Source organism: Pseudomonas sp. B611 (assembly GCF_055407965.1).
Window position 1 is genome coordinate 62,926 of record NZ_JBUZST010000015.1, and the last position, 12,763, is coordinate 75,688.

The 12,763-nt window shown below is 60.6% G+C and carries 10 protein-coding genes; 2 read left to right on the top strand and 8 right to left on the bottom strand.

Features of this window, described 5'->3' with window-relative positions; translation table 11 throughout:
• Nucleotides 1-5: 5 nt before the first annotated feature.
• Together ACZRMO_RS23900 and ACZRMO_RS23905 are read right to left on the bottom strand one after the other, a co-directional pair.
• On the bottom strand, nucleotides 6-965 hold the full coding sequence (locus ACZRMO_RS23900) for an AAA family ATPase (RefSeq protein ID WP_034119884.1): 960 nt from the start codon (nucleotides 963-965) through the stop codon (nucleotides 6-8).
• Between the two features lie 278 nt (nucleotides 966-1,243).
• Entirely contained in the window at nucleotides 1,244-1,597 is a 354-nt protein-coding gene (locus tag ACZRMO_RS23905) for a hypothetical protein (protein WP_463974417.1), read from the bottom strand.
• Nucleotides 1,598-2,076: 479 nt separating this feature from the next.
• Here ACZRMO_RS23905 and ACZRMO_RS23910 point away from each other — a divergent pair, with 479 nt between their 5' ends.
• Nucleotides 2,077-6,936 (top strand): NAD-glutamate dehydrogenase, encoded by a 4,860-nt coding sequence (locus ACZRMO_RS23910; RefSeq protein ID WP_463974418.1) that lies wholly within the window; start codon nucleotides 2,077-2,079, stop codon nucleotides 6,934-6,936.
• Nucleotides 6,937-7,005: 69 nt separating this feature from the next.
• Here ACZRMO_RS23910 and ACZRMO_RS23915 read toward each other — a convergent pair whose 3' ends face one another.
• The 4 genes from ACZRMO_RS23915 to ACZRMO_RS23930 all read right to left on the bottom strand — a co-directional run bounded on the left by ACZRMO_RS23915 (nucleotide 7,006) and on the right by ACZRMO_RS23930 (nucleotide 10,983).
• Nucleotides 7,006-8,004: an SEL1-like repeat protein gene (locus tag ACZRMO_RS23915; RefSeq protein WP_463974419.1), complete on the bottom strand. Its 999-nt coding sequence runs from the start codon at nucleotides 8,002-8,004 to the stop codon at nucleotides 7,006-7,008.
• Nucleotides 8,005-8,048: 44 nt separating this feature from the next.
• Nucleotides 8,049-8,768: a GntR family transcriptional regulator gene (locus ACZRMO_RS23920; RefSeq protein ID WP_463974420.1), complete on the bottom strand. Its 720-nt coding sequence runs from the start codon at nucleotides 8,766-8,768 to the stop codon at nucleotides 8,049-8,051.
• 17 nt (nucleotides 8,769-8,785) lie between these two features.
• Nucleotides 8,786-9,487 (bottom strand): FadR/GntR family transcriptional regulator, encoded by a 702-nt coding sequence (locus ACZRMO_RS23925; RefSeq protein ID WP_105521795.1) that lies wholly within the window; start codon nucleotides 9,485-9,487, stop codon nucleotides 8,786-8,788.
• Nucleotides 9,488-9,657: 170 nt separating this feature from the next.
• Complete coding sequence (locus ACZRMO_RS23930; RefSeq protein ID WP_463974474.1) at nucleotides 9,658-10,983, bottom strand: C4-dicarboxylate transporter DctA; 1,326 nt, start codon at nucleotides 10,981-10,983, stop codon at nucleotides 9,658-9,660.
• Nucleotides 10,984-11,200: 217 nt separating this feature from the next.
• Between ACZRMO_RS23930 and ACZRMO_RS23935 the strand changes: the two genes are divergently transcribed.
• Complete coding sequence (locus ACZRMO_RS23935; RefSeq protein ID WP_463974421.1) at nucleotides 11,201-11,830, top strand: DNA-3-methyladenine glycosylase I; 630 nt, start codon at nucleotides 11,201-11,203, stop codon at nucleotides 11,828-11,830.
• Between the two features lie 147 nt (nucleotides 11,831-11,977).
• Here the strand turns inward: ACZRMO_RS23935 and ACZRMO_RS23940 are convergent, their stop codons facing one another.
• Nucleotides 11,978-12,379 carry a cupin domain-containing protein gene (locus ACZRMO_RS23940; protein WP_463974422.1) on the bottom strand — a complete coding sequence of 134 codons (402 nt, stop codon included), beginning with the start codon at nucleotides 12,377-12,379 and terminating at the stop codon, nucleotides 11,978-11,980.
• Nucleotides 12,380-12,475: 96 nt separating this feature from the next.
• Nucleotides 12,476-12,757: a putative quinol monooxygenase gene (locus ACZRMO_RS23945; RefSeq protein WP_463974423.1), complete on the bottom strand. Its 282-nt coding sequence runs from the start codon at nucleotides 12,755-12,757 to the stop codon at nucleotides 12,476-12,478.
• Between the last annotated feature and the right edge of the window lie 6 nt (nucleotides 12,758-12,763).

The following is a 12,763-nucleotide window of genomic DNA, read 5'->3' on the forward strand; positions in this document are numbered from 1 at the left end:
GGGGTTCAAGCGACGGCAACGACGTCAAGAATGCGCTGTACCACGCGGTCTTGGTCAATGCCCGCGGCTTCGGCTTCGAACGACAGGATGATGCGGTGGCGCAGCACGTCGAACAGCACCGCCTGGATGTCTTCCGGGCTCACGAAGTCGCGCCCGGCCAGCCAGGCGTGGGCGCGGGCGCAGCGGTCGAGGGCGATGGAGCCGCGCGGGCTGGCGCCGTAGGCGATCCATTCGGCCATCTCCGGGTCGAACTTGGCCGGGGTACGGGTGGCCATGACCAGTTGCACCAGGTATTCCTCCACCGCGTCGGCCATGTACAGGCCGAGGATTTCCTTGCGGGCGGCAAAGATGGCTTGCTGGCTGACACGGCGCTCGGGCTTGGTTTCACCGTTGAGCGCTTCGCCGCGGGCCTGTTGCAGGATGCGTCGTTCGACGGTGGCGTCCGGGAAACCGATTTTCACGTGCATCAGGAAGCGGTCGAGCTGGGCTTCGGGCAGCGGGTAGGTGCCTTCCTGCTCGATGGGGTTCTGCGTGGCCATCACCAAAAACAGCGGCGACAGCTCGTAGGTGCTGCGCCCAACGCTGACCTGGCGCTCGGCCATGGCTTCGAGCAAGGCCGATTGCACCTTGGCCGGCGCGCGGTTGATTTCGTCCGCCAGCACCAGGTTGTGGAAGATCGGCCCTTGCTGGAACACGAAACTGCCGGTTTCCGGGCGATAGATCTCGGTGCCGGTGATGTCGGCGGGCAGCAGGTCAGGGGTGAACTGAATGCGATGGAACTGCGCTTCGATGCCTTCGGCCAGCTCTTTGATGGCCTTGGTCTTGGCCAGGCCCGGCGCGCCTTCCACCAGCATATGGCCGTCGGCGAGCAGGGCGATCAGCAGGCGATCGATGAGTTTTTCCTGGCCGAGAATCTGCGTAGAAAGAAAGGTTCGCAGCGCGAGCAGCGCTTCACGATGTTCCATCGATGACGGTTCCTGGAGAGGTGCGCCCTGGGGTCGAGTCAAGACGCCGGGCTAGGGAGGCTTACTTTAATGCATCGCGGGGTGTGGCGACTAACGGCGTAATGAGTATTTTTGGCAAAACTTGTAGGAAATTTGTTTGGCGTGCGCAAGACAATGTGGGAGCGGGCTTGCTCGCGAATGCGGTGGTTCAGTCAACAAAAATAGCGACTGATACTCCGCTTTCGCGAGCAAGCCCGCTCCCACACAAGCCCGCTCCCACATTTGATCCCTTGTGCAGCTTAAGTTCGGGTGAAGGTACCGGTGCCCTTGAGGATGTTTTGCAGGGTTTCTTCAACTTCGGTCATGTCTGACGCAGCGGTCGCGTGGGTGATCTGCAGTTGATCCTTGCCGCCCAGCGCGTCGGCGTCGCCGGCAGCCAGTTCCACCAGCAGGGTCGTGTCACCCAGGGTGACCTTCAGCCCGTCCAGGGTCGATGGCTCGTAGTCCCAGGTCAGTTCCACTTCGTCTTCGTCCGGGTAACGGGTCAGCATGAACATCTCGCCGTTCTTGCCGTGGCAGCAGAGCATGGCCATGTTGTCCTCTTCGTCATCGCACGGGGTGACCATCAGGGCGTCGGTTGTCAGTTGCAGCATGGGGAATCCTGTCTGGGCGGGGCGTAATGCGGGCAATTGTGCCATTGCCGCGAATTTTGTGCTGCATCCTGTGTCAGACCCAGTGCATGACCTGACGCGTGCTACCAGTCATTTCCGGTACTCGGTGCGGTAAAAATACCTGTTTTTTTCACCGAAAATTCCGGGTTGCCCAAGTTGCAACCGCCGGCCTGCGTACCGATGACCGAATATGTCGCAGCACCGCAAGCAGCTGTCTTCCCACACTCGTTAAGCTGCGCAACGGATGTGCTTGAGCCAGGCGCCTGACCTGCCCGTCGTACCGTCATCTGGCCCGGTGCGCATCTTGTGCAAGTTGTATGTGACCCCGTTGTCTTGTGCAGCTTCACCCACCTGTCGCTTTGATTCGCTATGGTTAACCTGCGAACAGAGCTGACGGTCTCCCCGCAAGGGGATAACACGCGACGCTTTCATCAATAACAAGCCCAAGCGGAGTACCACAGATGGCGTTCTTCACCGCAGCCAGCAAGGCCGACTTCCAGCATCAACTGCAAGCGGCACTGGCGCAGCACATCAGTGAACAGGCACTGCCACAAGTGGCGCTGTTCGCTGAACAATTCTTCGGCATCATTTCTCTGGACGAACTGACCCAGCGTCGCCTTTCCGACCTGGCCGGTTGCACCCTCTCTGCGTGGCGCCTGCTTGAGCGCTTTGACCACACCCAACCGCAAGTGCGGGTGTACAACCCCGATTACGAGCGTCATGGCTGGCAATCGACCCACACTGCGGTCGAAGTGCTGCACCATGACCTGCCATTCCTGGTGGACTCGGTCCGTACCGAGCTGAACCGTCGTGGCTACAGCATCCACACCCTGCAAACCACCGTGCTCAGCGTGCGTCGTGGCAGCAAGGGCGAGCTGCTGGAAATCCTGCCAAAAGGCACCCAGGGCGAAGGCATCCAGCAAGAATCGCTGATGTACCTGGAAATCGACCGTTGCGCCAACGCCGCCGAACTCAACGTGCTGAGCAAAGAGCTTGAGCAGGTGTTGGGCGAAGTGCGCGTGGCGGTGGCCGATTTCGAACCGATGAAAGCCAAGGTCCAGGACCTGCTGGCCGGTATCGACGCCAGCCAGTTCAATATCGACGGCGAAGAAAAGGCTGAGATCAAGAGCTTCCTGGAATGGCTGGTGGGCAACCACTTCACCTTCCTCGGCTATGAAGAGTTTGTGGTACGTGACGAGGTAGGTGGCGGTTATATCGAATATGACGCCAGCTCCTTCCTCGGTCTGACCAAGCTGCTGCGTGCAGGCCTGACGGCCGAAGACCTGCGTATCGAAGACTATGCGGTCAACTACCTGCGTGAGCCGACCGTGCTGTCGTTCGCCAAGGCTGCCCACCCAAGCCGCGTACACCGCCCGGCCTACCCGGACTATGTGTCGATCCGCGAAATCAGTGCCGACGGCAAGGTCATCAAGGAACACCGTTTCATGGGCCTCTACACCTCTTCGGTGTACGGCGAAAGCGTGCGAGTGATTCCGTATATCCGCCGCAAGGTGGCCGAGATCGAACGCCGTTCCGGCTTCCAGGCCAAGGCTCACTTGGGCAAGGAGCTGGCGCAAGTCGTTGAAGTGTTGCCCCGCGACGACCTGTTCCAGACCCCGGTGGACGAACTGTTCAGCACCGTGATGTCCATCGTGCAGATCCAGGAACGCAACAAGATCCGCGTATTCCTGCGCAAAGACCCGTACGGTCGTTTCTGCTACTGCCTGGCCTACGTGCCACGCGACATCTATTCCACCGAAGTGCGCCAGAAGATCCAGCAAGTGCTGATGGATCGCCTGAAGGCCTCGGACTGCGAATTCTGGACCTTCTTCTCCGAGTCCGTGCTGGCTCGCGTGCAGCTGATCCTGCGGGTCGACCCGAAGAACCGCCTCGACATCGACCCGCTGCAGCTGGAAAAAGAAGTGGTGCAGGCCTGCCGCAGCTGGCAGGACGACTATGCCAGCCTGGTGGTGGAAAGCTTCGGCGAAGCCCACGGCACCAACGTGCTGGCGGATTTCCCGAAAGGCTTCCCGGCCGGCTACCGCGAGCGTTTCGCCGCGCATTCGGCTGTGGTCGACATGCAGCACCTCAACAGCCTGACCGAAGCCAACCCGCTGGTGATGAGCTTCTATCAGCCGCTGGGCCAGGTCTCCGGCCAGCGTGAGCTGCATTGCAAGCTCTACCATGCCGACACCCCGCTGGCGCTGTCAGATGTACTGCCGATCCTGGAAAACCTCGGCCTGCGTGTGCTGGGCGAGTTCCCGTACCGCTTGCGTCATGCCAATGGCCGTGAGTTCTGGATCCATGACTTTGCGTTCACCGCCGCCGAAGGCCTGGACCTCGACATCCAGCAACTCAACGACACCCTGCAGGATGCATTCGTACACATCGTCAATGGCGATGCCGAGAACGATGCATTCAACCGTCTGGTACTCACTGCCGGCCTGCCATGGCGCGACGTGGCGCTGCTGCGCGCCTACGCCCGTTACCTCAAGCAGATCCGCCTGGGCTTCGACCTCGGTTACATCGCCAGCACCCTGAACAACCACACCGACATCGCCCGCGAGTTGACCCGGTTGTTCAAGACCCGCTTCTACCTGGCGCGCAAGCTCACGGCCGAAGATCTGGAAGACAAGCAGCAACGCCTGGAACAAGCGATCCTCACGGCCCTGGACGATGTTCAGGTGCTCAACGAAGACCGCATCCTGCGTCGCTACCTGGACCTGATCAAGGCCACCCTGCGCACCAACTTCTACCAGACTGACGCCAACGGCCAGAACAAGTCGTACTTCAGCTTCAAGTTCGACCCGCGTGCCATTCCCGAGCTGCCAAAGCCGGTGCCGAAGTTTGAGATCTTCGTCTATTCGCCACGGGTTGAAGGCGTGCACCTGCGCTTCGGCAACGTCGCTCGCGGTGGCCTGCGCTGGTCCGACCGTGAAGAAGACTTCCGTACCGAAGTGCTTGGCCTGGTAAAAGCCCAGCAAGTGAAGAACTCGGTCATCGTGCCAGTGGGTGCGAAGGGCGGCTTCCTGCCGCGTCGCCTGCCACTGGGCGGCAGCCGTGACGAGATCGCGGCCGAGGGTATCGCCTGCTACCGCATCTTCATCTCCGGCCTGTTGGACATCACCGACAACCTGAAGGACGGCGCCCTGGTGCCACCGGTCAACGTCGTGCGTCATGACGACGATGACCCGTACCTGGTAGTCGCAGCGGACAAAGGCACGGCGACCTTCTCCGACATCGCCAACGGCATTGCCATCGACTACGGCTTCTGGCTGGGTGATGCGTTTGCTTCCGGTGGTTCCGCCGGTTACGACCACAAGAAAATGGGCATCACCGCCAAGGGCGCGTGGGTCGGTGTGCAGCGTCACTTCCGTGAGCGCGGCATCAACGTGCAGGAAGACAGCATCACCGTGGTGGGCGTCGGCGATATGGCCGGTGACGTGTTCGGTAACGGCTTGTTGATGTCCGACAAGCTGCAACTGGTCGCGGCCTTCAACCACCTGCACATCTTTATCGATCCAAACCCGAACCCGGCCACCAGCTTTGTCGAGCGCCAGCGCATGTTCGAGCTGCCGCGTTCGGCCTGGACCGACTACGACACCAGCATCATGTCCGAAGGCGGCGGTATCTTCTCGCGCAGCGCGAAGAGCATTGCCATCTCGCCACAGATGAAAGAACGCTTCGACATCGCGGCCGACAAGCTGACCCCGACCGAACTGCTGAACGCCTTGCTCAAGGCGCCGGTGGACCTGTTGTGGAACGGCGGTATCGGTACCTACGTCAAGGCCAGCACCGAGAGCCATGCCGACGTGGGCGACAAGGCCAACGACGCGCTGCGCGTCAACGGCAACGAGCTGCGTTGCAAGGTGGTAGGCGAGGGCGGTAACCTCGGCATGACCCAGTTGGGTCGTGTGGAATTCGGCCTCAATGGCGGTGGTTCCAACACCGACTTCATCGACAACGCCGGTGGTGTGGACTGCTCCGACCATGAAGTGAACATCAAGATCCTGCTCAACGAAGTGGTGCAGGCCGGTGACATGACCGACAAGCAACGCAACCAGTTGCTGGCGAGCATGACCGACGAAGTCGGCAGCCTGGTGTTGGGCAACAACTACAAGCAGACCCAGGCCCTGTCCCTGGCCGCGCGCCGTGCCTACGAGCGTGCTGCCGAGTACAAGCGCCTGATGAGCGACCTGGAAGGCCGTGGCAAGCTGGACCGCGCCATCGAGTACCTGCCAACCGAGGAGCAGCTCGTCGAGCGCGCCGCGACCGGCAAGGGCTTGACCCGTCCGGAGCTGTCCGTGCTGATTTCCTACAGCAAGATCGACCTCAAGGAAGCGTTGCTCAAGTCGCTGGTACCGGATGACGACTACCTGACCCGCGACATGGAGACCGCGTTCCCACCGAGCCTGGTGGCCAAGTTCGGCGAAGCCATGCGTCGCCATCGCTTGAAGCGCGAGATCGTCAGCACCCAGATCGCCAACGACCTGGTCAACCACATGGGCATCACCTTCGTTCAACGACTCAAAGAGTCCACCGGCATGAGCCCGGCGAACGTGGCGGGCGCGTATGTGATCGTGCGTGACATCTTCCACCTCCCGCACTGGTTCCGTCAGATTGAAGCCCTGGACCACCAGGTTTCTGCCGACGTGCAACTGGAGTTGATGGACGAGCTGATGCGCCTGGGTCGCCGTGCTACGCGCTGGTTCCTGCGCAGCCGTCGCAACGAGCAGGACGCTGGCCGTGACACCGCGCACTTCGGTCCACACCTGGCAGCACTGGGCCTCAAGCTCGACGAACTGCTGGAAGGCCCGACCCGCGAAGGCTGGCAGAACCGCTACGGCAAATACACCGAAGCCGGTGTGCCGGAGTTGTTGGCGCGCATGGTTGCAGGTACCACTCACCTGTACACCTTGCTGCCGATCATCGAAGCCGCTGACGTGACCGGGCATGACGCCGCCGAAGTGGCCAAGGCCTACTTCGCCGTTGGCAGCGCCCTGGACCTGCCGTGGTACCTGCAGCAGATCAGCGATCTGCCAGTAGCCAACAACTGGCAGGCCCAGGCCCGCGAAGCGTTCCGCGACGATGTGGACTGGCAGCAACGGGCGATCACCATCTCCGTGCTGCAAATGGCCGACGCGCCACAAGACATGGAAGTCCGTGTGGCCCTGTGGCTTGAGCAGCACAAGGACATGGCGGAGCGTTGGGTGGCAATGATGGTGGAAATCCGTGCCGCCGTGGGCACGGACTACGCCATGTATGCAGTGGCCAACCGTGAGTTGCTGGACTTGGCACTGAGCGGTCAGTCGGTGCTGTAACCGGCGTGTTGAAGCAGTAAAACGAAAACCTCGTATCCTAGGATGCGAGGTTTTTTTTTGCAGCGCAGGTTATCGGCCGTTACCCAGCAACCTCAATGGCTCGCGGATTCGGAAAAGCAAAGGAATTTTTGCCTCCATGTCCATCACCAGCGGTGTTGCCGCCTCGAATTGCGGCGGCGTCATTTGATGCAGCAGGTCTTCAATAGCCTCTCCCAGCCCGTCGACAGGTCGTGTGTGCTGCGTTTTGCTGTATGCAAATTTCAAAAGCGCGTAGGCGAGGGGCAGATTTTTCTCAAGCCCGTAGGTGCGTAGCCTACGGGTCTTGTCGCGAGGCATGCCGGCGAGTGCAAAGCCGTACTCCAACAGGCCATCCAACTGACCCATCCAGGCCAACTGGGCAAGCCTTTGCTGCTTCTCAAGGGGGTTGGCGACAGTAACAGGATCTTTGAAGACGCGGTCCCAGATCGCTGGCGCATGGCCGCCGTCGGCCGACTTCTGACACAGTTCTTCAATCAGCGCTTCGCGTATCACCGCGTTGGCAACCAGCGAAGGGTGCTTGCGATAGGCTTGGGCAAGTTCATATTCGGCTCGGTGATCGTTCGTCGCGACCGCCTGTTCCAGCCAAGTGATGTCCTGGGTCATTGTGTACATGTTCAGCAGGCCTTGGGCATCACCCGCGCTTGCCAGTGTGGTAGATAGCTCCCGTGCCCTCGCCAGGGATTCGGCATCACCCAGCCACATCAAGGCCAGGATATGGTCCTGTGCCGCAGCCAACTTCAGCCATCCTTTGGTGTTTTGCTGCAGAAAGCGAAGTGAACCAAAAATACGTGCCGTGCAAATGGCCGTGGCATATTGCGATTCAACATCGCCGCCCAGACCGGAAATAATCAGATAGTCCACAGCCTGGTCGAAACCCCCCAGGTAGAACCGCTCGAACCCGGCTCGCTTGGCCTCGATATTGAGTGCGCTCAAGGGGGTGGTCATTTGCGGGGACAGCGTTGCGCGTTGTGTGTTCAGCACGGACAACAGTTCGTTCAATTTCGATGAAACGCTTGGATCTCTGTACATGGTTCAAACCTGCGATAAAGCACTCAATCAGTGCGAAGCGCAGGTTATGAAACCTGTGGTGCGTGCGAGCACTGCATACTTACATCATGGTTTATGCGCTTGGCCAGGTGAGTCAGGTGTTGCGTCATCAAGGCGACGGCGGTGCTGGCATCGCCACGCTCCATGGCGTCGAGGATGTCCAGGTGTTCCTGCCAGGTGCAATAAGTGCAGGCCTGCGCCTGGTACTGGGCGATGATCAACGAGGTCAACGGCACCAGGCTGTTGAGGAACTGCGCCAAGGGGGCGTTGCCCGCGATGGCCGCCAGTTGCAGGTGGAACTCCCCGGACAAACGGATCGCCGGCCCAAGCTGGCCACGGTCGATGCACTCGCGTTCACGGGTGATCAGCTCACGCAGTTGGCGCGCCTGCTGTGAGGTGATATGCACGCAGGCCAGATTCACCACCGTGATTTCCGTCAGCCGCCGCGCTTCCAGTATCTCTCGGGTTTGCTGGGCATCCGGCGCCGCCACCTGGGCGCGCTGGTTGGGGCGCAGGATGATCACTTGCTGGTGCGACAGTTTTGCCAGCACCCGGCGGATCACGCTACGGCTGACGCCGAAGGTTTCCCCCAGGCTCTCTTCGGTAAAACGACTGGCCGGCGCAATGCGTTGTTCGAGAATGGCGTCGAACAGGCGCGGGTAGATGTCATCCACGGAAGGCTTTTTACCGGCGATCAAGCGCAGGGCAGGGAAGATAGGGTCGCGTTGCAACGCGTAAGCGGTCATGGCCAGTCTCCAGTAAATCAGCTGCCCAGATGGTCATCCGGGATGTTCAAGCGAATGCCCATGCGCAGGCCTTCCTGCAGGATGTGCCGACGCATCTCGGCACTGGCCAGGGCGCTGTTCTTGTTGCGAATGGCGCGCACCACCGCCTCGTTTTCCCGCAGGCGTTCGGCCAGGTGCTCCGGCGAGTTGCGCAGCACCTGGGCGCTCTGCTTGAGGGCGTTGCTGGTTTGCTGCACCACGTTCTGGAAGATCGGGTTGGAGGTCAGGGCGAACAGTTCTTCGTGAAAGCCGATGTAGGCGTTCATGCCGGCCTCGGCGTCTTCAGCGTCGAGGGCTTCGCGCATGTCCATCAGGGTCAGGCGCAGTTGGCCGACTTCCTTGCTACTGATGGATTGGGCGACGAGACCGACGATGAAGGGTTCGAGGGTGTAGCGCAGTTGCAGGATATCTTCCAGGCTCGCGTCGGCCACGGCATCGCTGGACTGTGGTTCGCTGACGCTGGTTTCCAGCACCACCACGCCTTTGCCGGGCATGGAGCGCACCAGGCCGAGGGTTTCCAGGACGATCACCGCTTCACGCAGGCTGGGGCGGCTGATGCCCATCTGTTCGGCCAGCTCGCGTTGCCCGGGGAGCATTTCACCGCGGCGCCACTGGCCGCGCGCCAAGGCGGCGCGGAGTTTTTCTACCACTGAATTGACGACGGTTGAGGTGCTGATCACGTCTACGCCTCCTTTAAGTTGCAAACACAATAGTGAAATGGGCAAAGGTCTAAATGTGGGAGCGGGCTTGCTCGCGAAAGCGGGGTGTCAGCCAAAGATGTTCCAACTGAACCACCGCATTCGCGAGCAAGCCCGCTCCCACATTGGACCTGCGTCGCTCATGAAATGGATTAGAACTCCTGATGCGCCGGCAACACCGGCTTCTTGGCCTGGAAGGCATACCCTTGCTGCCCTTCAAGCACCTTGTTGGCACGCTGCAGGTCGATGTCTTTCTCCCAACGGGCAATCGCCACGGTGGCGACGCAGTTGCCGATCAGGTTGGTCAGTGCGCGACCGATGCCCATGAACCAATCCACTGCCAGCACCAGCACCAGGCCCACCACTGGAATCGCCGGGATGGCCGTAAGTGTCGCCGCCAGGATCACCAGCGCCGAGCCCGGAATGCCGTGGGCACCTTTGGAGGTGATCAACGACACCAGCAGGATGGTCATCAAATCGGTCATCGACAGCGGTGTGCCGGTGGCGTTGGCAATAAATACGATGGCCAGGGTCAGGTAGATCGAGAACCCGTCGAGGTTGAACGAATACCCCGTTGGAATCACCAGGCCGACGGTGGAACTGCCGATGCCCAGGTGCTCCAGTTTACGCATGATCTGTGGCAGCACGGCGTCGGAGGAGGCGGTGCCCATCACGATCAGCAGTTCTTCGCGCAGGTACTTGAGCAGCGGCAGCATGCGCAGGCCCGACAGGCGCATCACCAGGCCGAGGATCAGCCCGACGAAGGCAAAGCAGGTCAGGTAGAACAGGCCTACCAGGCTGCCCAGGTGTTGCAGCGAGTCCAGGCCGTAGGTGCTGGTGGTGAAGGCAATCGCACCAAACACACCAATCGGCGCCAGGCGCACGATCATGCCCATGATGCGGAAGATCACATGGCTCAGCTCGTTGATCAGGCGCGAGATGCCCGATGCCGCTTCGCCCACCAGGTTCAGCGCGCTGCCGAACAGCACCGAGAACAGCAGCACTTGCAGCACGTTGTTCTCGGCGAAGGCGCCGATCACCGAGTTGGGGATCAGGTCCATCAGGAACTGGCTGGTGCCGCGAATATGCTGGCCCTTGTCGGCCAGTTCATTGAGGCCGGCAGACGAAAGCTGTTCCAGGTGGATATTGGCGCCGGTGCCAATACCGGTGCTGAAGGCCATGACCAGGCCAATCACCAGGGCTACGGTGGTGAGGATTTCAAAGTAGATCACCGACTTGAGGCCGATGCGCCCGACTTTCTTCAAGTCGCCCGCGCCGGAAATACCGCTGACCACCACGCAGAACACGATCAGGCCGATCAGCATTTTGATCAGCTTGATAAAGCCGTCACCGAGGGGTTTGAGTTGTGTGGAGAATTCGGGAAGGGCCAGGCCGCAAACAACGCCTAGCATCAGGCCGATCACGACTTGCAGGAAAATCGAACGCGAGCACCATCTGAGCATGGGAGGGATCTCTATTCGGTGCCCTGGTGGTTCCAGGGCTTAATTGTTGTGGTCTTACCGGTAAGTCCAGTGCGCGGCCAGTCTACGCTCGGCTTTTTTGAAATCACAAGTAAAAATTCGGTGGTTGACCGGACCCGGTCTGACCAGTTGGTCGGCGAGGGCGATGCTTGAGCGGTTAGTGCCCTGGAAAATTTTTCGCTTATCATTCGCCGCTGGGCCGACGAGGTGATGGATGGACATACCAGGACTGACCACCGACGCCACCGGGCAGACCTACTGCACCTGGCGCACGTCGGCGCCGCAATACCCGCATTACCACGACCACGAGTGGGGCGTGCCGGTGGCCGACGACATCCAGTTATACGAGAAGATTTGCCTGGAAGGCTTCCAGGCGGGCATGGCGTGGATCACCATCCTGCGCAAGCGCGAGCAGTTCCGGCTGGCGTTCGAGGGCTTTGATTTTCGCCGGGTGGCGCAGTATGGAGAGGCCGATATTGAGCGGCTGATGCAGGACGTGGGCATTGTGCGCAATCGGGCGAAGATCGTGTCCACCGTCAACAATGCACGCAGGGCGTGTGAGCTGGTGGATGAGGCGGGGTCGTTGGCGCGCTGGTTGTGGGCGTTTGAGCCAGCGGATGATGAGCGTCCAAAGGTGGTGGACATGGCCTATTGGACGGGCAATCCCACGTCGCTGGCGTCAGTGCGTTTGTCGAAAGCCTTGAAGAAACGCGGTTGGACGTATGTGGGGCCGACCACGATGTATGCGCTGATGCAGGCGATGGGGATGGTCAATGATCATCTGGAAGGCTGCCTGTGCCGGCCCCGTATCGAAGAGTTACGGCGCCAGTTCAAACGCCCCTGAATCCTTGAAAGCACACCATTCAACCTGTGGGAGCTGGCTTGCTCGCGAATGCGGACTGTCAGCCACAAATACTTCGACTGACCCACCGCATTCGCGAGCAAGCCCGCTCCCACACAAGCCTGCACACACATGGATTTTGGGGGCGGGTTACTGTGGCAGCGGGGTCAGTACCTCGGCTTTATCATCCATAACCATCACCACCAGCAACCTAGCCGGTTTGGTCTGGCTGGCATTGCTCGATTCAAAATGCCGCGACCCCGCCGGCTCATAAAACGATTCGCCGACCTTGTAGGTGATCGCCTTCTCATCGTTCACCCGCGAGGTGATTTCGCCTTCCAGCACGTAGGCCACGGCGGTGCCGGTGTGGCTATGGGGTACGGTGGCTTGCCCAGGTGCATAGTCCACGGTGAGCATGATGGTTTTCTTGCCAGGCACATTGGTCAGCGCGTGTTCCTGCAAGACCTTGATCGATTCCTGGTTGTACACCGGTTCGTGGGCAAAGGCGCTGAGGGAGGCGAGCATCAGGGAGGCGGCGAGCAGTCGTTTCATGGCGAGGTTTCCGAGTAGTTCGAGACCTGTTCACCCTACGCCGCGTGGCCGGGGGCACCAATAACCAATCCTGGTGAAGTGCAGGAGGCCAATGCCTTAATGGTCGAACACCAGGCGGCTGGCCAGGCGTTCGCCGGTCAGGTCGATAAACCCTTGGAGGGCCGGCAGGGCGAAGTGCGCGTTGCGTTGTTCGGCGCAGGCCCAGTGGCCACTGACGGTCCACTGGTTGAGGTCCAGCGGGCTGCGGCACACGTTGTAGTCCAGGCAGCCGGGGCTGGTGCGCACCGCTTGCGCGATGAGTTGCAGGCGTTCGCCCAGCTCCCTGGAGCGCCCGGCGGTGGCGCGGACATGGACAGTGTTGAAGGCACAGGCAGGCATGGCGAT

Excerpts from the sequence above, each read along its gene's own strand:
- ACZRMO_RS23900 (WP_034119884.1), bottom strand. The coding sequence starts at position 965 with ATGGAACATCGTGAAGCGCTGCTCGCGCTGCGAACCTTTCTTTCTACG.
- ACZRMO_RS23905 (WP_463974417.1), bottom strand. The coding sequence starts at position 1,597 with ATGCTGCAACTGACAACCGACGCCCTGATGGTCACCCCGTGCGATGAC.
- ACZRMO_RS23910 (WP_463974418.1), top strand. The coding sequence starts at position 2,077 with ATGGCGTTCTTCACCGCAGCCAGCAAGGCCGACTTCCAGCATCAACTG.
- ACZRMO_RS23915 (WP_463974419.1), bottom strand. The coding sequence starts at position 8,004 with ATGTACAGAGATCCAAGCGTTTCATCGAAATTGAACGAACTGTTGTCC.
- ACZRMO_RS23920 (WP_463974420.1), bottom strand. The coding sequence starts at position 8,768 with ATGACCGCTTACGCGTTGCAACGCGACCCTATCTTCCCTGCCCTGCGC.
- ACZRMO_RS23935 (WP_463974421.1), top strand. The coding sequence starts at position 11,201 with ATGGACATACCAGGACTGACCACCGACGCCACCGGGCAGACCTACTGC.
- ACZRMO_RS23940 (WP_463974422.1), bottom strand. The coding sequence starts at position 12,379 with ATGAAACGACTGCTCGCCGCCTCCCTGATGCTCGCCTCCCTCAGCGCC.
- ACZRMO_RS23945 (WP_463974423.1), bottom strand. The coding sequence starts at position 12,757 with ATGCCTGCCTGTGCCTTCAACACTGTCCATGTCCGCGCCACCGCCGGG.